This is a genomic window from Paraclostridium tenue (assembly GCF_039521565.1).
GTDB classification, from domain to species: Bacteria; Bacillota; Clostridia; order Peptostreptococcales; family Peptostreptococcaceae; genus Paraclostridium; species Paraclostridium tenue.
Genome location: NZ_BAAACP010000015.1, coordinates 15171 through 35170 on the forward strand (window position 1 = coordinate 15171; position 20000 = coordinate 35170).

The following is a 20000-nucleotide window of genomic DNA, read 5'->3' on the forward strand; positions in this document are numbered from 1 at the left end:
AAACTGTCGAATTTTCTGTTAATATGTTATCGTACATAAAAAGTAAGAAAAATCACGATAATAAATTTAACTTTTTTATGAGGAGGCGACAATTTTGTCTATATTGATAAGTCTTATTGGAGGTCTTGGACTTTTCCTTTACGGAATGAACCTAATGGGTGAAGGTCTTCAAAAGTCAACAGGTCCTAAGCTTGAAAAAGCTATAGAACTTTTAACTAGTAATGTAGTAATGGGGGTTTTAGTAGGAGCTGTTGTTACAGGAATCATACAAAGTAGTGGTGCCACTACAGTAATGGTAGTTGGATTTGTTAACGCAGGAATAATGTCACTATACCAAGCGATTGGTGTTATAATGGGAGCAAATATTGGTACTACAGTAACAGCTCAGTTAGTATCATTTGATGCTAGCATATTCTCGTCAATAGCGCTTGGAATAGGTATTGTTTTATATATGGTTGGTTCAAAATCTAAACCAAATCTTAAAAATATATCAGAAATACTTATAGGTTTTGGTATCTTATTTATAGGTATGGAATTTATGAAAGATGCAGTTGCTCCTTTATCTCAGTATGAAGGATTTAGAAGTATATTAGCTGGTCTTGCTAGTCATCCATTATTAGCATTACTTGCTGGTTTTGCAATGACTACTTGTCTTCAAAGTTCAAGTGCATCTATGGGTATATTAATAGCTTTATCATCTCAAGGATTAATGCCTTTAGCTGGAGCACTACCTATATTATATGGAGATAATATTGGTAGTTGTACTACATCACTTTTATCAAGTGTAGGAGCTAATAAAAATGCTAAAAGAGCAGCTTTAATGCATCTATGCTTTAACGTAATTGGTACTATACTATTTATGTTAGTTCTTAATAAACCAATATCAATGATAGTTACACATTTAGACCCAACAGATACTGCTAGACAAATAGCAAATGCTCATTCATTATTTAATGTAATTAATGTTATACTATTATTACCATTTTCTAAGTATATAGTTAAATTAGTTATGCTACTTATACCTGACAAACAAGGTGAATAAGAATATGATAGTCGCATAACAAAATACTTAGATGAAAGAATGTTAGAAACTCCATCTATAGCATTTGGAAATACAATAAGAGAAATACTTAGAATGGGTAACAAAGCTAAAAAAAGTTTTACTTGTTCAATGAATGCTTTACTTGAAAAATCTCAAGAAGATGCAAATAAAACTTTTGAAAAAGAAAAATTACTAAATGAACAACAAAGAAAAGTATTAGATTATCTAATTAAATTATCTAATAAAACTTTAGATGATAAAATGAGACTTTCTCTAGATTTATTATTCCATACTGTCAATGATATAGAAAGAGTTGGAGACCTTTCTGAAAATATAGCAGAATTAGCTGAGTCAACTATAGATAAGAAAACTAAAGTATCAGAAAGTGCTAAGTCTGAAATAATAGATATATATAATAAAGTACTAGATGCATATACATTATCACTAGATGCTATGAAACAAAATAGTGTTAAATTTGCAAATGATGTTTTAAGAATAGAAGATGAGGTAGATGCACTAGATAAATTATATAGAGCTAAACATATGAATAGATTAAATAGACATTCATGCAGTATAGATTCAGGTATTATGTACTTAGATTTGTTAACTAATTTAGAAAGAATATCTGACCACTCTGCAAGCATAGCTAAAAGAGTTATAAAAATTAATCAAACAGCTTAAATATAAAATAAATTAAGTATATACAATTTTAAAATAAGATAAAAAAGTAGGCAACTTATAGGCTAATAAATTACCTACTTTTTTATCATAGACTTTTATTTATAATTTCTTTTATATCTACTGATTTTTTATCTTCAACTTTAACAACTTCACCTTCCCAAGTTCTTATCATTATATAATCAGTTCCTTTAGATATTAAATATTGCGGTAATAATGGTGTTTTCCCTTTTCCTTTTGGAGCATTTATTATATAAGTAGGAATTGCCATTCCAGAAGTATATCCTCTTAAATATTCCATAATCTCCATTCCTTCATCTATTGATGTATTAAAATGAGTAGTTCCTTTTACGTGCTTACTATGGAATATGTAATATGGCTTAACTCTTATTTTTAATAACTCATGATTTAAACATCTCATTAAAAATTTATCATTATTAACACCATTTAAAAGCACAGCTTGATTTCCAAGAGGGACACCACTATTTGCTAATTTCTCACAAGCTTTCTTTGTTTCTCTAGTTATTTCCATTGGATGATTAAAATGAGTATTTATATATATTGGGTGATATTTTTTTATCATATTACAAAATTCATCAGTTATTCTTTGTGGCATTGTAACCAATGTTCTGCTTCCAATTCGTATATAATCTACATGATTTATACTTCTTATCTCACTTATTATCCATTCTAAAGTCTCATCATTTAAAGTCAGAGGGTCTCCTCCTGTTATAAGAACATCTCTTATCTCTTTATTATTTTTTATATAATCTATAGATTCTTTTATAACTTCTCTGCTCTTTTGACAGTCTTTTTGTCCTATATTTCTTCTTCTTTGGCAGTGCCTACAGTACATAGCACACTCATTAGTTACATTTATTATTAGTCTATCTGGATATCTTCTTGTTATGCTTCCTGCTGGATTTGTGAACTCTTCTCCCATTGGATCTAAATCGCTTACTGAATTATCTAATTCTATATATGATGGAACTGACATTAACTTTATTGCATCATATGGATTTTTAGGATCTATTAAACTTAAATAATATGGTGATATTGCCCATCTGAATTGAATTTGAATTGCTTTTATTTTTTCTATTTCTTTTTGAGTTAATTTAAGTATCTTGGATAAAGTTTCTGCATCTGTTATTCGATTGGATAACTGCCATTTATAATCATTCCAATTTTCTTCACTTGCATTTAATACTTTTAATATATGTTTTTTTCTTTCTTCTATTTCATCTGATTTTTCAAGACCTTTTGGTATGCTATCTTTTATTTTTAAATAATCTTCTATTCTCAACTTTAATTCTTCTGCTCTTTCTAAAGAAATTCTATTATTATCATTCATAAGCGCTCCCCTTTCACCTTTGAATCTTATATATTTATTGAAACTTAAGCTTCTCAAAATGTTTTATTTGAATTTATTCTATCATGTTTATTTTTATTTATCAATAAATTCTGAAATTTATATATAAACACCTCTAAATAACTAAACTTTGATTATTTAGAGGTGTTATCAAACTTTTTATATTTCAATATTTTTTACAACTTCTATTCCATTTTGAATCATACTATTTAAAAATACAGTGTTCATAATCTCAGCATTATGTAATTTATCAATATTATATGTGTCTACTAATTCAATAGGAACTATAATATTTTTATCAATATTATTTTGATTAAAATATGCTTTTAATGTAACTACAAATTGATATATACAAATATCTGTGCAATCCCCAACAACTATAATATTTTCAATGCCATTAAAGTTTTTATCTTCTAAGCAGAAAAAACCATTAGTAGAATTTTTAGGTATTATTTTTATTCCATTTATATTTTTAATTTCATCAACAATATCACTTTCAATGTCATCATCTAAGCAGTGTTTAGGATAACTGCTAAGTTCTATAGAATCATTTGTATGACTATCAGTAAATGCTATTATATCACAATTTTTATTAGCTAAAACTTTTGCTATGTTAGCTATTGGATTAATTAATGCTTCTACTCTATCAGAATATAATGCTCCTTTTTTAGCAAATCCATTATTCATATCTACTATAAAAAGCATAGTTTTTTCTAGATCTAGTTCATTTATATTTTTACTATTTAAATTATTTAAAGTATCCTTTAAGTATTTAAAATCTTTTATTAAATTTTCCATATATCCACCCCTTTTTTAACTTTCTATTTCATAATATCAAAATATTTTTACAACTTCAATTGAAATAGTTATTCAAAATAAAAATAGTAGTTATAAGATAATTTTATTTTCTTATAACTACTATTTTTTTTAATAATATACTGTACTTTTTACAATTTCTAATTCTTTTTCTAGTTTATTTATTAGTTTAACTTTCTCTTTTGAATTTTTTTTAAATTTTATTATAGCTAAATCTCCTTTTTCCACAGTTAATACTTTTCCTGATTCTAAAATTATATCAAATTCTTCATTCAAACTATAAAAAACTTTAGCTTCGTATCTATAATTATTTTCATTTAATATTTCTTTAGCTTTTATATCTATATAGGATTTAATTTTAATATATTCTAGTTCTCCTTTACAATCTTGATTAGTCATCAAATTAAAATCAATAGCTTTTCCATAGCTTACAGTATCCCAATCACCACTAAAACTAGTTACATCAAATTTATTTAATTTTACTTTATTGTTATTTTTATGTTTTAAAATTAAATCTCCATCAATCACCATTAATTTTCTTTGTATATTAGGTAATTTAGTAAACGTAGATTCTTCCATTTCTACATTAGCTGAACTTATTCTCCATTTAAAGTTCTTATCTTCATATGATGAATTTTCAGGGTATATGTATAACTGAGTTGTTTCTCCCCCAGACCATTTGCTAATTTTTTGACCTTGCTTTTTTATAATTTTAACGCTACAAGTCAAAATATCCCCCTCCTATTAATTTCACTAGTTATCTATATATATTAATATACTTAATTATATATTAATTTAAATTAATATATTCCAAACAAAAAACTGTAGGTAAACTTTAAAAATAAAATTTACCTACAGCTAATCAATATATTATTTTTTTATATAAAAAAATTAATGTCTAGCTCTTTCTATTCCTCCAAGAGCTATATGAGCAACTCCAGCTCCTAATAAAAGTGCTCCTGCCATATTTTTATAATCATTTTTATTAAATTTATTATATTTATTTTGTTTAATATCCAAAGCAATACCTGCTGTTGTAACTGCTGCTCCTAAAACTATTGGTACCATGCCTTTTTTCATATTAATCCTCCTATAACTAAAAATATTTGTTTAAAGTTATTAATTTAATAGCTTTATAATTATATTGCTCTTATTTTAATTTTAAATACTGAGTAATATTTTCATGTTTTACCTTAAAATATTTTGTTTAATTTAAATATATTTTTTATATTTTGATATACTTATTAATAAAAAATATTTTTAGGAGGATATTATGAGATATGTAGTAGTATCAGTAACTAAAGGAAAAGCAGGAAATTTTAATAACAATCTTAGAAAAGAAGTGTATGAAAATTTTTCTGCTAAATCATCAAAGTTGCCAGCTCATTTTACTATAAAGTCACCATTTGAAACTGATGATATTTCTAAACTTGATAATATATTGGAAAACTTTTGTAAAAATAATAAAATTACTCCTTATAAAATAAAAGGTTATGACCATTTTGATGACAGGGTTATATACATGAAAGTTTTTATGAGTAAACAAGGACAAGCTGTTCATAATAATTTAATAGATGAAATGTCTAAAATAAATTATATAAAATTTTCTAATCATGATGGAAAAGATAAAATATTTCATATTACTATAACTTCTAAAAAAATACAAAAAATATTTTCTGATGTATATAAATATGTTAAAAGTATTCCATGTGAGTTTGATTGTTTTTTTGATAATATTTCGGTTTTTAAATGGGAAAATAACACTTGGGTTTTACATAAAGAGTATTTACTTAAATAATTATTTTTTAAGTTTAAAAATAGAAATAGAAATTTTAATATTTCTATTTCTATTTTTGTAAATCTATTATTTTTATTACTAAATTTAATTTATTTCAAAATAATTTATATCATCACTATTAAAATCTATTGTCTTACTAGAAGCGCTTATATCTTTTAATTTAAAGTTTTCAATAAGTGATTTAAGCATCTGTGCTTGTCCACTTAATTCTTCACTAGCAGCAGCACTTTCTTCTGATGTCGCAGAATTAGTTTGTACTACCTCTGAAATTTGCTCTATTCCTAATTTTACTTGATTAATAGCACTAGCTTCTTCCTCAGATGCTTTAGCTATCTCATCAACTATTAAAATAGTTTCATTAGTTGTTTCAATTATTTTTTGAAGTGACTTAGCTGTATTATCTACAATTTCTGTTCCTTTTTCAACTGCTTCTATTGAATTTTCAATAAGAGTAGCTGTATTTTTAGCAGCTTCTGCTGATTTAGCAGCAAGATTTCTTACTTCATCCGCAACAACAGCAAATCCTTTTCCTGCAGTTCCTGCTCGGGCAGCTTCTACTGCAGCATTTAAAGCAAGTATATTTGTTTGAAAAGCTATATCATCTATTGTTTTTATAATTCTACTAATTTCATTAGAAGTAAATGAAATTTCATTCATTGCATTAACCATTTGTTTCATTTTATCATTACCATCTTTAACTTGATGTCCTGAATTTAATGTTAAATCATTAGCTTCTTTAGCATTATCTGCAGTAACTTTAATCTTTTCTGATATTTCCATTATAGTCGCAGATAACTCTTGAATTGCACTTGCTTGTTCAGTAGCACCTTGTGATAGCATTTGTGATCCACTAGCAACTTGATTTGATGCAGCTCCTACTTCTTCTGATGCTACATTTATTTGTGCCATTGTTTCACTTAAATCATCAGTTATTCTAATCACTGATTTCTCAATATTTTTAAATACTCCCATATACTCAACTTCAGGTTCAACGTTAAAATTACCTAATGCAACTTCTCCTAAAACACGAACTGTGTCATTTATAATATCTTTAGTTTTGTTGCTCATTTTACGCATACTCTCTGATAAAGAACCTAATTCATCTTTTGATTCATATTCAATATTAATATCATAATCACCAACTGCAATTTTATTTGCAGCAATTTCTATTTCTTCAATTGGTTTTTTTAAGCTCTTTGTAATATATATACATATAAATATTCCTGCTACTATGGAAGCAATACAAATTGTTGTAGATGTAATCATTGCTGTTGATGTTGTATTTTCTATTTCTTTATCAAATATAATACCTCTTGCAGCTTCATCTTCATAAATAGCTTTTGCATTTTTTACACTTTCAACATATGCTTGATAATATCCACTACCTTCTGTTATTGCAAGTTGTTGTGCCCCATTATTGTCTCCTTTATCTATAAATGCATATATTTGTCCATTTTGTTGCTTTAAATTTGCAATAGAATTTTCAAGGTCATCAATTAATTTCTTATTTCCTGTTGAATTTTCACGTAATACTTTAATACTTTTATCGATACTATCAAAATCTTTTTGAGCTGAAATTTCATGTTCTTTTGGCTTGTTCCCTGCAATTGAATTCATAACATTTTGATCAATAGATACTATATCTCTTCTAATTGCCATAGATTGATTTGTTACTTGATAAGGCCCTTTAAATAATTCATGACTTTGTTTACTTGCTTTTTTTAAATTAAGTAATACATAAAAACTTGAAAATGCCGTAATCATTAGTAAAACAATAAATGCTATTCCTAATTTTTTACCTATTTTTAAATCTTTCATATATACTCCTCCCCATAACTATATATATTTTGTTAACTTATTCAAATTTAATTTATAATTAATATAGTTTACAAACAAATTATCATGCGTTGTAAAACGTTATCATAACTGATAATAAAATAAGGATATAAATTTTACTTTATACACCCAATCATAGAAAAAGTTTTCCCTATCTTTAAAAATTTTAGCAACATCTTTAATTATATTGAAAGTGTTATATTAAATTGTAAATAAAGACTCTATATAATTTTTTTAAATATTGTAGAACATAGTTAACAAAATACATTACCTTGTTATAATTTACGTTAGATTTTAACAATTTTATTTAAATAATAAATTAAATTGTATTTTATCCAACATATTTATACGGATAAAAATATATATACTTTATATTTAATATTTTCTTAGATTTAAAAATAAAAAAATAATATAACTGAAAACTCATTTAAAAATAAGAGCTCAGTTATATTATTTATTAGCTGTAAATTTTTAATTTTAAACCAACCTAGTATTAATCTTCTTCATATTCCATATAATCTTCAACTTCATGTCCACATACAGGACATTTGTATGTATCTACAAAATATTCATATTCTTCTCTAGTTTCATTTTCTAATCCTTCATTTATTATCTCAATATCAGTTCCTTCTTCATGCTTAACTAAATCCATAACTTCAATTATACATTTAGGACAATACATTGTGCTCATTATATTTACCTCCATTTATATGATATTTATTTTTAATACTTAACTCTATTTTAATATAGCATAAATAAAAATCCACCTAAAAATAACTTAATTTAATATAAAATATACTACAAATAGTAATATTTTTAAATAGCTAGCATTTTTTAATGTATCTCTTAATGATAACCCTAGTTTATCTATATTTTATTTTTTAAATATAACATATTTTATATTCTATATTATTTTTATTATTTAAATAATTAATAATAACACTCTTTTTTACAATATATTTATTTAATAAAATAGGCTAGGTATAAACCTAGCCTATTTTAAAATTTACTTTTCTAATTCTTTTAAGAATAGTTCTTCATTTTCTTTTATAACTAATTCTCCATCTATAAAACCAACAGCTTCCTTTTTGAAAGCTCTACATTGCCCTATGCAGCCAGTTTTAACATTCTCTTCTCCAACTATTTCTTTTACTTTATTAACATCAACATTTGAACAAAATGGACATATTCTTATCATTTAAAATTCCTCCTGTAAATCATTTTTGTATTATACAATATACCCACAGGACTTATATATAAACATAATCGGTCCTTATATTTTCTAAACTATTTAACAAATCATTTTATTCAAATTTATTTTAATTTTTAAATTTTTTGTATACTTATTGAAAAAAAGATGATATTATATATAAGTATTGCATATTTGTATGCAAAATACGTTTTTATAAATTATATAATAATTTAGCATTTGTAATTATAGGAGGATTTAAAATGTCAAACGAAACAAAAGTTAAAGTTGTAACTGCTGATCCTTCAGCATTAGGACTTTTCGGATTAGCAATGATAACATTAGTTGCTTCATCTCAAAAACTTGGATTAACTTCAAATGTATCATTAGTTTTACCATGGGCAATATTCTTAGGAGCTACTGCTCAATTATTTGCTTGTATAAATGACTTCAAGCACAATAATGTGTTTGGTGCTACTGCATTTGGTGGTTATGCATTTTTCTGGTATGCAATGGGATTATCTTGGTTAATACAAAATGGAGTATTTGGTGAAAAATTAGCTGCTTCAGCTGATCCTAAGCAATTAGGATTCGCATTTTTAGGATACTTAATATTCACATTATATATGACTATTGGTGCAATGGAAGCTCATAAAGTATTATTTATAATATTTGTACTTATAGATTGTTTATTCTTAGGATTAACTCTTTCTACATTTGGAGTAATGGAACATGCTACGCATCAATTTGCAGCATATTCTGAATTAGGAATAGCTATATTCTCATTCTATGGTTCTGCAGCTGCTGTACTAAACGGACATTTTGGAAAAGAGTTCTTACCAGTTGGAAAACCATTTGGAATATTTAAAAAGTAATTTTTTGTAGGGGGGAGCTGTCATAATATTTATGACTTTTCCTAAATATATTTAATATAGATTCATTTAATAGAGTATGTCTTTAGACATACTCTATTTTTATTCTCTTTCTATTTATATTAATCATAAATTTAAAGCTTTTGTAAATACTATTATTGGTTGATTAATTTAGAAAGGGTGTTTTTATGATTTTAACTAAAAACATAAAAAAAAATGTAGAACTTATGAAAAATCATCTCCCTTTAGATAAAAGTTTTGATGTAATTCAAAGGGAAGTTATAATAGGTGAAAAAAGTTGTTACTTATTTTTTATAGATGGCTTTATAAAAGATGAAGTAATGGAAAGAATTCTTTCTGGTTTTTTCAAAATAACTAGTGAGGATTTTAAGTCAATTCATGAGTTAAAGGATTTTATCCATAAATATATACCTTATATAGAAGTATCTAAGGAAAATAATCTAAAAAATATTGCTAAAGAAGTATTATCAGGTCCAATGGCTATAATTATAGATGGATTTGATGAAGCAATAATTTTAGATGTTAGAACCTACCCAGTTAGAGGAATAGGAGAACCTGAAAAAGAAAAATCTTTAAAAGGAGCTAAGGATGGTTTTGTTGAAACTATCGTTTTTAATACTGCATTAGTAAGAAGAAGAGTAAAAGATCCAGATTTAATATTTGAGATGTTTAATGTTGGTAAAAGATCTAATACTGATATGGTTATTGGGTACATAGATGGATTAGTAGATAAAAAAACTCTAAAAAACCTAAAAAAATCTATTGAAGAAATAAAAGTTAAATCATTGGTAATGAGTGAGCAAAGTATAGTTGAAGCCCTAGTACAATCTAAATGGTATAATCCTTTCCCAAAAGCTAGATATACAGAAAGGCCGGATGTAGCAGCTGCTCACGTTTTAGAAGGTAAAATATTGTTAATTATAGACAATTCACCTAATGCTATTATATTACCTACTACTATATTTGATTTTTTACAAGATGTAGATGATTTTTATCAACCAGTAATTATAGGTAATTATTTGCGATTAATTAGAAATTTTACACTGCTTTCAACGTTATTTATAACACCACTGTATACTTTGGCTATTAAATACGCTTCTCATCTTCCTTTATGGCTAGAGTTTATAATCCCAAAAGATACATATAATGTACCTATATTTCTTCAATTTTTAATTTTAGAATTTTCAGTTGATGCTCTACAATTAGCATCACTTAATACTCCAGGGTCACTAGGAATGTCATTATCTGTTATTGGCGCTTTAATATTAGGAGACTTTGCTGTTCAAACTGGATGGTTTATACCTCATACAATATTGTATATGGCTATAGTAGCCCTTGGAAGTTTTTCACAACCAAGTGTTGATCTAGGATATTCAATAAAACTTATTAGAATTTTATTGTTAATTCTAACAGCTATATTTAACTTATGGGGATTTATAGCAGGTTTAATAATTTCATTTATACTTGTTGCTACGAATAAAACTATTACTGGCAAAAGTTATTTATATCCTCTTATCCCGTTTGAATATAGTGCATTAAAGCGACTAATATTTAGGGTTAAACTTGATACTAAAAATGAAGGTAAATGATAAATATAAAAATGATACCTATTAAGGTATCATTTTTATGTTTAATTAACTTGAATTATCTTCCTTACATTATTATATACTTTTTTTAAATTAATAATATAAATTTTGACATAATAAGATTGAATATATTTAATTCATTTTACAATTTAAAAGTGGTGTGGTATAATTAATAAGTTATTTTAAAAAAAGGAGATTATCGATATGACAACTAAGAATAAAATCGTTAATATTGCCGTTATCGCCCACGTCGATGCTGGTAAATCAACATTAGTTGATGCTTTCTTATCTCAATCTGGAGTTTTCAGAGAGAACGAAGTAGTTAAAGATTGTGTAATGGATAGCAACGACTTAGAAAAAGAAAGAGGTATAACAATATACTCTAAAAACTGTGCTATAAACTATAAAGACTATAAAATAAATATAGTAGATACACCAGGACATAGTGATTTCTCTTCTGAGGTTGAGCGTGTTATAAAAACTGTTGATACAGTTATATTATTAGTAGATGCTAGTGAAGGTCCGATGCCTCAAACTAGATTCGTTTTACAAAAATCTTTAGAAGCTGGACTTAGACCAATACTTTTCATAAATAAAATAGACAAGCAAGACCAAAGAGCTGAAGAAGTTGTTGATGAAGTATTTGATTTATTCGTTGACTTAAATGCAACTGATGAACAATGTGAATTCCCAATAATATATGGTATAGCTAAACAAGGTATAGCTAAGCGTGAAATGGATGATGAAAGTGCTGATTTATCTCCATTATTCGAAACAATAGTAAATCACGTTGAAGCTTATCCTGACTATGCATCTGAGCCTTTACAACTTCAAGTTTCTGCTCTTGCATATGATGATTATGTAGGTAGACTTGGAATAGGTAGAGTTTACAAAGGAACAGTTAAAAATGGAGCTCAAGTATCTGTATGTAAAGCAGATGGAACTGTAGCTAAAGGAAGAATATCTAAGCTTACAGCTTATGAAGGCCTTCGTCAAGTTGAAAAAGATGAAGCTTATGCTGGTGATATAGTAGTTGTAGCTGGTATGCCTGATATATCTATAGGAGAAACTATATGTGACTTAGATAATCCATTACCAATGGAACTTATACACATAGAAGAACCTACTTTATCTATGAACTTCTTAGTTAATGATTCACCATTTGCTGGTAAGAGTGGTAAATTTGTTACAACTAGACATATAAAAGATAGATTAGACAAAGAACTAGAAGTTAACGTTGGACTTAAAGTTGAGCCAATGGATACTACTGATGGATTTAAAGTATCTGGACGTGGAGAACTTCACTTATCTATACTTCTTGAAAACATGAGACGTGAAGGATACGAAGTTGGAGTTTCTAAACCAGAAGTTTTATTTATAAGAGAAAACGGAAAATTAATGGAACCTATGGAAAGAGTTATAGTTAACTGTCCAGAAACTTACTCAGGAACTGTTATAAATAAATTAAACTTAAGAAAAGCTATGATGGAAGCTATGGAAATAGAAGGAGATTATGTTAAAATAACATTCATAGCTCCTACTAGAGGTTTATTAGGATACAGAAGTGAGTTCATAAATGATACTCGTGGAGAAGGATCTTTAGTTAGATCATTTGAAAGATACGAAGAACACAAAGGTGAAATACCATCAAGAACTAATGGAGTTTTAATAGCTCAAGGAGCTGGTACTACAATGGCTTATGCACTTAATGCTTTAAGTGAAAGAGCTCAAATGTTCGTTGATCCAGGTGTTGAAGTTTATGAAGGTATGATAATTGGTATGAACTCAAGAAAAGATGATATGGTAGTTAACCCTTGTAAAAACAAGAAATTAACTAACGTTCGTGCTTCTGGTACTGATGATGCAGTTAAATTACAAGCTGCTAGAACATTTACTTTAGAAGAAGCCTTAGAATTTATAGATGATGATGAGTTAGTTGAAATAACTCCAGATTCTATAAGACTTAGAAAGAAATTCTTAAATGAGCATGATAGATTAAAATATAATAAATCAAGACAAGCTAATAAATAAATTTTTAAAGGAAGTCGATAAGTTCGACTTCCTTTATTATTTTTAGCCCTTTAAACTTCTACTATTATAGGGAATATACTAGTACCTCTTTTTAATTTATTATATAAATATCTATCTACAGATTTTTTAACTCTAGATTTTATAACACTCCATTCTAATATATTTCTATCTAAACAATTTTCTACTTCATAAGTTACAATATCTTTAACTTCATCTATTAAATCTGTAGCTTCTCTTGCATATATAAATCCTCTGGTTATGATATCTGGTCCTGCAACTATGCTAAAACTTATTTTATCAATAGCTATTACTATTGTCATCATTCCATTTTCTGCTAAGTATTTTCTATCCCTCAAAACTATATTACCTACATCCCCTACTCCTATACCATCAACATATACAGTACCTACTCTGACTTTTCCATCTTTCTTAGCTTCTTTTTTAGTTAGTTCTAAAACTTCTCCATTTTCTAAGATAAATATATTTTCTTTATTCATTCCAATTTTGACTGCAAGATTTTTATGATGTACTAAATGTCTATACTCTCCATGGACAGGCATAAAAAACTTAGGATGAACTAATGTGTGTAGTAGTTTTAATTCCTCTTGATATGCATGACCTGAAACATGTATAGCTTCTAAATCTTTATAAATAACATCTGCACCTTTTTTATACAATTGATTTATAACTCTAGATATAAGCTTATCATTTCCTGGTATTGGAGATGCTGATATTATAAATAAATCATTGTTTTGTATTTTAATTTTTTTATGTGTATCAAAAGCAATTCTAGCAAGTCCAGCCATAGCTTCACCTTGACTTCCTGTGGTTATTATAGTTATCTCATCATTATTAAAGTTTTCCATTTCATCTATGCTTATCTTATATCCATCAGGTATATTTAAATATCCAAGTTCTATAGCTACACTCGATACATTTTCCATACTACGACCACTAAATACAACTTTTCTATTATTAGTTACTGAAGCATTAACAATTTGTTGCATCCTATGTATATTAGAAGCAAACGTAGCTACTATAATCCTACCTTTTCGTCCTGTAAAAACTCTATCTAATGTCTCTCCTATTGTTTTTTCAGATAAAGAATGCCCCTTTCTTTCTACATTTGTACTATCTGCTAATAATAATAAAATTCCTTTTTTCCCTAATTTTGATATAGTTTCTAAATCCATTCTTCTTCCATCTATAGGAGTATAATCTACTTTAAAATCTCCTGTATGCAAAATTATTCCCATAGGTGTATGTATCGCTAATGCACAAGCATCTGCTATACTATGGGTAACACTTATAAATTCTACTTTTATATTATCTAGCTGAACTGCTTGTTTATCCTCTACTGATTTTAAATTACATATATCTAGTATATTGTGTTCTTTTAACTTATTCTCAATTAAACCTATAGTAAGTTTAGTTCCATAAACAGGTATATTTAATTGCTTTAATATATATGGTATAGCTCCTATATGATCTTCATGTCCATGGGTAACAAACATACCTTTAACTTTATCCTTATTATCTAATAAATAAGTTATATCAGGAATTAATAAATCTACTCCATACATATCTTCATCTGGAAAAGATAAACCTCCATCTATTACTATTATCTCGTCATTATATTCTATTGCTGTTATGTTTTTTCCTATTTCTCCTAGTCCTCCTAATGGAATAACTTTTACCTTATTTGTACTTGAACTTTTTGAAGTTTCCACACAATCACTCCTTTTCAAACTATATTATCTCCATTATGTTTATTATTAATTTATTTTTGTTATATTAATCTAGTCATTTTAATAATATTAAAATGACTTTTAATTAATTTAATTATTGACATGACAATGTTTTTAGTATATTATTAAGTTGTATCAATAATAGTAATGATTACTAGTTTTATTTTAGGAGGATATGAATATGAAAAAGTTTGTTTGTACAGTATGTGGGTATATACACGAAGGAGAAACTGCTCCAGAAATTTGTCCAGTATGTAAAGTTGGGGCTGACAAATTCGATGAGTTAAAAGGTGAAATGGTTTGGGCTGATGAGCATAGAATAGGTATTGCAAAAGATGTTGATCCTGAAGTTGTTGAAGGATTAAGAGCTAACTTTGTTGGTGAATGTACAGAAGTAGGAATGTACTTAGCTATGAGTCGTCAAGCTGATAGAGAAGGTTATCCAGAAGTAGCAGAAGCTTATAAGAGAATAGCATTTGAAGAAGCTGAACATGCTGCTAAATTTGCTGAATTATTAGGTGAAGTTGTTGCTGCTGATACTCAAGCTAACTTAAAAGCTAGAGTTGAAGCTGAGTATGGAGCAACTGATGGAAAATTAAAATTAGCTAAAAGAGCTAAAGATTTAGGATTAGATGCTATACATGATACAGTTCATGAAATGTGTAAAGATGAAGCTAGACATGGTAAAGCATTCCTAGGATTATTAGAAAGACATTTTACTAAGTAATTTTTAATACTTTTAAAATAAAGAGTAGTCTACTTTTATAGGCTACTCTGTTTTTATATTCATAACTTTTTAAAATTAAATTTAAAGTTAAATTTGATTTAAACGTATAACTTATAATATAATTTGATTATAGATATGCTGTTTTGGGTATATTTATTATAAAAAAGTTTTAATAGGAGGTGGTATTTTGAAATTTTCAAAACAAAGAGAACTTATATTAAATGCTGTAAAAGATAATACCGTTCATCCTACTGCAGATTTTATATATGAATATTTAAAAAAAGATAATCCTAATTTAAGCTTAGGAACTGTATATAGAAATTTATCTCAACTTGTAAGCCATGGATATATTCAAAAGGTTAGCATACCTGGGTTTCCTGATAGATTTGATGCTAATATAGTTGAGCACAATCATCTTATTTGTGATGTTTGTGGAAGTATACAAGATATTCATTCTAATATACTTAAAGATATTCCTAATAATATTTCAAATGAGCTTGATATAAAAATCACATCTTGTAATATTATACTTCACGGAATTTGTAAAAAATGTAAAAGTAATTAAATTAAAAAAGGAACTAGTCTCTGGATTGAGATAGTTCCTTTATTTTTATATCTATATATTATTTTTCATAAATCATGTTGTCCTCAGTTGAATTTTCAGATATATACGCAGCTACATATAACCCATACATTACAGCTACTAAAGCTGCAGTTATTAAAACTATAGCCATATTTAATCACTTCCTTCTTAACTCTAATTGTAGTTTTTTCATATGAATTTTGTATGACTTTACTGTGACTTTTTATTGATGATTTAATAACTTTAAATCACTTATTTCTTCATTAGATTTGATTCTTAGAACCATCATTTTATCTACTTTACTATTGTATATTTCATTTTTATAATTATCATTTTCATTAGCTTCTTGATATGTGATAATTATACCATTATTTTCTTCCTTTATAGTTACATTATTGTAATATTTACCATCATGATTTTTTAAAATTACATATGCACATTCATTTTTCATTAATTTATTTTTATCACTATTGTTGTTAACTATACTAATTCCTTCAAAATTTTTACTCATATTTAAATATTTTTTATAAATCAATTCACTAGAATCAACTTTATTTACATAAAATTTTTCTTTAAAAATGTTATTTGGAGTTGTAAATATTAAAAATAATATACATATTATAGAGGTTTTAATTAATACTTTATACTTTGTCTTCATATATAAATCCCCCAATTTAATTATTTATACTCTTTTAACTTGTATTTTACTTCATCATTTTCTTTGAAAAAATTTATTAAATTACTAATTTTAACTAAAGTTTCTACACTTATAGTATGTTCTATTTTTTCAGTTTCTTCATGTAAACAATCTTTTACACCTATTAAATCTAAAAATTCTTCAACTATATTATGTCTATACAATAATCTCTCTCCTATTGCTTCTCCTATATTACTTAAAATTATAGATCCATACTTTTCATGTTTTAATATATTCTTTTGTTTTAATTTTTTCACCATATTACTTACTGATGAAGGCTTTATATTCAAAGCCTTAGATAAATCACTAATCTTAACATCTTTTGTATCGCTATATAGTCTATAAATCATCTCTATATAATCTTCTTCATTGGGGCTTAAATTGTTGCTTTTCATATATTCATTAAATGTATAAAACTGATTAAGATTTTTCAATAAATCGCCTCCCCCCTAATAACCTCTTATATTTAATATATTTTATTTTTATCTTATATATTCTAATTTTATGTAACAAATATATAATTTTTTTCATAGTATCTATTGTAAGAAATTTAGCTTAAGCTAAAACTTACCTTGTAATATAAAAAATTGGAGGTATTTTTCATGGTTAAACTTGCTGATGTAGATATATGTAGCACCGTAAAGGTAGAAGGACTTTTATCAGATGGTTATCTAAGAGAAAGAATGTTAGCCTTAGGTTTAACTAATGGTGCTTTAATAGATGTTTTACGCCGTGGACCTAAAGATAATCTTACAGTTTATAACATAAGAGGTGCAATGATAGCACTTAGAAAAGAAGAAAGTGAAAAAATAATAGTTTCATATCTATAGCATTAAATGGGGGGACATTTATGGGGTTAACTTATGATTCTACTAAAATTAAATCATTAAAAGATATGTTTAATATCGATAAAAAAGACGATCAATTTGTTATAGCTCTTGCAGGAAATCCAAATACCGGTAAAAGTACTGTATTTAATTATCTTACAGGACTTAGACAACATACTGGAAACTGGCCTGGTAAAACTGTTTGTACCGCTAGGGGAGATTTTAAGCATAATAATAAAGATTTTACTCTTATAGATTTACCTGGAACTTATTCTTTGTTTGCAGCTTCTCAAGAAGAATTGGTAGCTCGTGATTTTGCCTGCTTCGGTAGACCTGATGCAGTTGTAGTAGTTGCTGATGCTACATCTTTAGAAAGAAACTTAAATTTAGTATTTCAAATTATGGAACTTACAGATAATGTTATACTTTGTATAAATTTAATTGACGAAGCTAGAAAAAAATGTATATCTATAGATAAAGACTTAATAGAAAAAGAATTAGGAATACCAGTAGTATTAACAGCAGCTAGAAATGGTGAAGGTATGAATGAACTACTTGATACATTAGATTTAGTTGTATCTAAATCATATAATTACCAAAATAAAATTATAAAGTATGATAATAATATAGAACAACTACTTAGTACAATAGAACCGGATTTATCTAAAAATATACCTTATATAAAATCTAGATGGTTGGGTCTTAGACTTATAGATGGTGATGAAAGTATATATGAATCTATGAATAAGTATATAGGCAGTGATTATAAAAAAGCTGTAGATAAAGTTAAGTTAAAATTACCTTTAGATATAAATAAAACTAATATTCGAGATAGTATGAATATGTCAATATATTCTTATGCCAAAGAATTATATGATAAAAGTGTTACAATTCAAAATAAAAATAAATTTAATAGAGATGAAAAAATAGATAAAGTATTAACTTCTAAAAAGTTTGGTTTACCATTAATGTTATTAATGTTATGCATGATACTTTGGATTACTATAGAAGGTGCTAATGTACCATCTGGAATGTTATCTGATTTTCTATTTAAATTTGAACCTATTTTATATGACTTTTTAACAAATTTAAATTGTCCTTTATGGTTAAATGAAATGATTAGTTACGGAATGTATAGAACACTTGCATGGGTTGTATCTGTTATGCTTCCTCCTATGGCAATATTTTTCCCTCTATTTACTCTTCTTGAAGATTTAGGATATCTTCCTAGAGTAGCTTTTAATTTAGATCATATGTTTAAAAAAGCTTGTTGTCATGGTAAACAATGTTTAACTATGTGCATGGGATTTGGTTGTAACGCAGCTGGTGTTATAGGTTGTAGAATAATAGATTCACCAAGAGAAAGATTAATAGCTATTCTTACTAATAACTTCGTTCCTTGTAATGGTCGTTTTCCAACACTAATAGCTATAGCTACAATATTTTTCACATATTTTATACAAAATTCCTTTGCTAGTAATATTGTAGTTGCTCTTTGTATAGCTTTGACTATAGTGTTTGGTATTTTAACTACACTAGTAGTATCTTATATACTATCTAAAACTATGTTAAAAGGAGTTCCTTCAACTTTCACACTAGAACTTCCACCATATAGAACTCCTAAAATTGGTAGAGTTATATATACTTCTATAATTGATAGAACTATATTTGTTTTATGTCGTGCAATTGTTGTTGCAATTCCAGCAGGTGTTATAACATGGATATTTGCAAATATATACGTTGGGGATACTAGTGTATTATCACACGTTGCAGGATTTTTAGATCCAATAGCAAAATTTATAGGGCTTGATGGATTTATATTACTTGCATTTATACTAGGATTCCCTGCAAATGAAATAGTAATACCAATACTTTTAATGTCTTACCTAGCAACTGGCTCTATGATTGAATTTGATAGTTTATCTGCTCTAGGTGAAGTTTTAAAAGATAATGGATGGACTTATTTAACAGCTATAAATACTATGTTATTTAGTTTACTTCACTGGCCTTGTGCTACAACTTTACTAACTATAAAAAAAGAAACTGGTAGTAATAAATGGACTGCTGTTGGATTTTTAATGCCTACAGCTATAGCATTTATAGTTTGCTTTGGAACTACTTGTATATTTAAATTATTTGGAATAGCTTAATATCTAATAAATAAAAATAGACTGTCTTAA

At 26.7% G+C, this 20000-nt stretch carries 18 protein-coding genes and 1 pseudogene; 9 read left to right on the plus strand and 10 right to left on the minus strand.

Going from position 1 to position 20000, the window contains the following annotated elements; all coding sequences use genetic code 11:
- Positions 1–94 precede the first annotated feature (94 nt).
- Positions 95–1723, plus strand: a pseudogene (locus tag ABFX13_RS11500) (Na/Pi cotransporter family protein).
- An 85-nt stretch (positions 1724–1808) separates the two neighbouring features.
- Here ABFX13_RS11500 and eam read toward each other — a convergent pair.
- The 4 genes from eam to ABFX13_RS11520 all read right to left on the minus strand — a co-directional run bounded on the left by eam (position 1809) and on the right by ABFX13_RS11520 (position 4985).
- Entirely contained in the window at positions 1809–3071 is a 1263-nt protein-coding gene (eam, locus tag ABFX13_RS11505) for a glutamate 2,3-aminomutase (RefSeq protein WP_346046111.1), read from the minus strand.
- Between the two features lie 177 nt (positions 3072–3248).
- Positions 3249–3887: an isochorismatase family protein gene (locus tag ABFX13_RS11510; RefSeq protein ID WP_346046114.1), complete on the minus strand. Its 639-nt coding sequence runs from the start codon at positions 3885–3887 to the stop codon at positions 3249–3251.
- A gap of 129 nt (positions 3888–4016) precedes the next feature.
- The gene (locus ABFX13_RS11515) at positions 4017–4634 is read right to left on the minus strand and encodes a HutD family protein (protein WP_346046116.1); all 618 of its coding nucleotides are present in this window, start codon (positions 4632–4634) and stop codon (positions 4017–4019) included.
- Positions 4635–4796: 162 nt separating this feature from the next.
- Positions 4797–4985 (minus strand): hypothetical protein, encoded by a 189-nt coding sequence (locus ABFX13_RS11520; protein ID WP_346046118.1) that lies wholly within the window; start codon positions 4983–4985, stop codon positions 4797–4799.
- Between the two features lie 193 nt (positions 4986–5178).
- On the opposite strand from ABFX13_RS11520, the gene ABFX13_RS11525 reads away from it, so the two are divergent.
- Positions 5179–5703 (plus strand): 2'-5' RNA ligase family protein, encoded by a 525-nt coding sequence (locus ABFX13_RS11525; RefSeq protein ID WP_346046120.1) that lies wholly within the window; start codon positions 5179–5181, stop codon positions 5701–5703.
- Positions 5704–5787: 84 nt separating this feature from the next.
- Here the strand turns inward: ABFX13_RS11525 and ABFX13_RS11530 are convergent, their stop codons facing one another.
- The 3 genes from ABFX13_RS11530 to ABFX13_RS11540 all read right to left on the minus strand — a co-directional run bounded on the left by ABFX13_RS11530 (position 5788) and on the right by ABFX13_RS11540 (position 8737).
- Complete coding sequence (locus ABFX13_RS11530) at positions 5788–7521, minus strand: methyl-accepting chemotaxis protein (protein WP_346046123.1); 1734 nt, start codon at positions 7519–7521, stop codon at positions 5788–5790.
- Between the two features lie 511 nt (positions 7522–8032).
- Positions 8033–8230 carry a hypothetical protein gene (locus ABFX13_RS11535; RefSeq protein WP_346046125.1) on the minus strand — a complete coding sequence of 66 codons (198 nt, stop codon included), beginning with the start codon at positions 8228–8230 and terminating at the stop codon, positions 8033–8035.
- Positions 8231–8545: 315 nt separating this feature from the next.
- Positions 8546–8737, minus strand: a complete 192-nt coding sequence (locus ABFX13_RS11540; protein WP_346046127.1) for a DUF1450 domain-containing protein — start codon at positions 8735–8737, stop codon at positions 8546–8548.
- A gap of 254 nt (positions 8738–8991) precedes the next feature.
- On the opposite strand from ABFX13_RS11540, the gene ABFX13_RS11545 reads away from it, so the two are divergent.
- The 3 genes from ABFX13_RS11545 to typA all read left to right on the plus strand — a co-directional run bounded on the left by ABFX13_RS11545 (position 8992) and on the right by typA (position 13238).
- Positions 8992–9603 carry an acetate uptake transporter gene (locus ABFX13_RS11545; RefSeq protein WP_346046129.1) on the plus strand — a complete coding sequence of 204 codons (612 nt, stop codon included), beginning with the start codon at positions 8992–8994 and terminating at the stop codon, positions 9601–9603.
- Between the two features lie 185 nt (positions 9604–9788).
- The gene (locus ABFX13_RS11550) at positions 9789–11210 is read left to right on the plus strand and encodes a spore germination protein (RefSeq protein ID WP_346046131.1); all 1422 of its coding nucleotides are present in this window, start codon (positions 9789–9791) and stop codon (positions 11208–11210) included.
- Positions 11211–11411: 201 nt separating this feature from the next.
- On the plus strand, positions 11412–13238 hold the full coding sequence (typA, locus tag ABFX13_RS11555; RefSeq protein ID WP_346046134.1) for a translational GTPase TypA: 1827 nt from the start codon (positions 11412–11414) through the stop codon (positions 13236–13238).
- Positions 13239–13288: 50 nt separating this feature from the next.
- On the opposite strand, the gene ABFX13_RS11560 is transcribed toward typA, so the two are convergent.
- Positions 13289–14968, minus strand: a complete 1680-nt coding sequence (locus tag ABFX13_RS11560; RefSeq protein WP_346046136.1) for a ribonuclease J — start codon at positions 14966–14968, stop codon at positions 13289–13291.
- 199 nt (positions 14969–15167) lie between these two features.
- Between ABFX13_RS11560 and ABFX13_RS11565 the strand changes: the two genes are divergently transcribed.
- Positions 15168–15713, plus strand: coding sequence for an NADH peroxidase (locus ABFX13_RS11565; RefSeq protein WP_346046138.1), 546 nt, complete (start codon positions 15168–15170; stop codon positions 15711–15713).
- A gap of 187 nt (positions 15714–15900) precedes the next feature.
- The gene (locus ABFX13_RS11570) at positions 15901–16278 is read left to right on the plus strand and encodes a Fur family transcriptional regulator (RefSeq protein WP_346046140.1); all 378 of its coding nucleotides are present in this window, start codon (positions 15901–15903) and stop codon (positions 16276–16278) included.
- Between the two features lie 241 nt (positions 16279–16519).
- Here the strand turns inward: ABFX13_RS11570 and ABFX13_RS11575 are convergent, their stop codons facing one another.
- Positions 16520–16954: a hypothetical protein gene (locus tag ABFX13_RS11575; protein ID WP_346046142.1), complete on the minus strand. Its 435-nt coding sequence runs from the start codon at positions 16952–16954 to the stop codon at positions 16520–16522.
- A gap of 20 nt (positions 16955–16974) precedes the next feature.
- A complete protein-coding gene (locus tag ABFX13_RS11580; RefSeq protein ID WP_346046144.1) occupies positions 16975–17427 on the minus strand; it encodes a metal-dependent transcriptional regulator in 453 nt (150 codons plus the stop codon).
- 168 nt (positions 17428–17595) lie between these two features.
- Here ABFX13_RS11580 and ABFX13_RS11585 point away from each other — a divergent pair, with 168 nt between their 5' ends.
- Entirely contained in the window at positions 17596–17823 is a 228-nt protein-coding gene (locus ABFX13_RS11585) for a FeoA family protein (protein WP_346046151.1), read from the plus strand.
- Between the two features lie 20 nt (positions 17824–17843).
- Positions 17844–19970 (plus strand): ferrous iron transport protein B, encoded by a 2127-nt coding sequence (gene feoB, locus ABFX13_RS11590; protein WP_346046153.1) that lies wholly within the window; start codon positions 17844–17846, stop codon positions 19968–19970.
- Positions 19971–20000 lie beyond the last annotated feature (30 nt).

What these genes read in the sequence shown, in the direction of transcription:
- eam (WP_346046111.1), bottom strand. Translation starts at nt 3,071, where the DNA reads ATGAATGATAATAATAGAATTTCTTTAGAAAGAGCAGAAGAATTAAAG.
- ABFX13_RS11510 (WP_346046114.1), bottom strand. Translation starts at nt 3,887, where the DNA reads ATGGAAAATTTAATAAAAGATTTTAAATACTTAAAGGATACTTTAAAT.
- ABFX13_RS11520 (WP_346046118.1), bottom strand. Translation starts at nt 4,985, where the DNA reads ATGAAAAAAGGCATGGTACCAATAGTTTTAGGAGCAGCAGTTACAACA.
- ABFX13_RS11525 (WP_346046120.1), top strand. Translation starts at nt 5,179, where the DNA reads ATGAGATATGTAGTAGTATCAGTAACTAAAGGAAAAGCAGGAAATTTT.
- ABFX13_RS11530 (WP_346046123.1), bottom strand. Translation starts at nt 7,521, where the DNA reads ATGAAAGATTTAAAAATAGGTAAAAAATTAGGAATAGCATTTATTGTT.
- ABFX13_RS11535 (WP_346046125.1), bottom strand. Translation starts at nt 8,230, where the DNA reads ATGAGCACAATGTATTGTCCTAAATGTATAATTGAAGTTATGGATTTA.
- ABFX13_RS11540 (WP_346046127.1), bottom strand. Translation starts at nt 8,737, where the DNA reads ATGATAAGAATATGTCCATTTTGTTCAAATGTTGATGTTAATAAAGTA.
- ABFX13_RS11545 (WP_346046129.1), top strand. Translation starts at nt 8,992, where the DNA reads ATGTCAAACGAAACAAAAGTTAAAGTTGTAACTGCTGATCCTTCAGCA.
- ABFX13_RS11550 (WP_346046131.1), top strand. Translation starts at nt 9,789, where the DNA reads ATGATTTTAACTAAAAACATAAAAAAAAATGTAGAACTTATGAAAAAT.
- typA (WP_346046134.1), top strand. Translation starts at nt 11,412, where the DNA reads ATGACAACTAAGAATAAAATCGTTAATATTGCCGTTATCGCCCACGTC.
- ABFX13_RS11565 (WP_346046138.1), top strand. Translation starts at nt 15,168, where the DNA reads ATGAAAAAGTTTGTTTGTACAGTATGTGGGTATATACACGAAGGAGAA.
- ABFX13_RS11575 (WP_346046142.1), bottom strand. Translation starts at nt 16,954, where the DNA reads ATGAAGACAAAGTATAAAGTATTAATTAAAACCTCTATAATATGTATA.
- ABFX13_RS11585 (WP_346046151.1), top strand. Translation starts at nt 17,596, where the DNA reads ATGGTTAAACTTGCTGATGTAGATATATGTAGCACCGTAAAGGTAGAA.
- feoB (WP_346046153.1), top strand. Translation starts at nt 17,844, where the DNA reads ATGGGGTTAACTTATGATTCTACTAAAATTAAATCATTAAAAGATATG.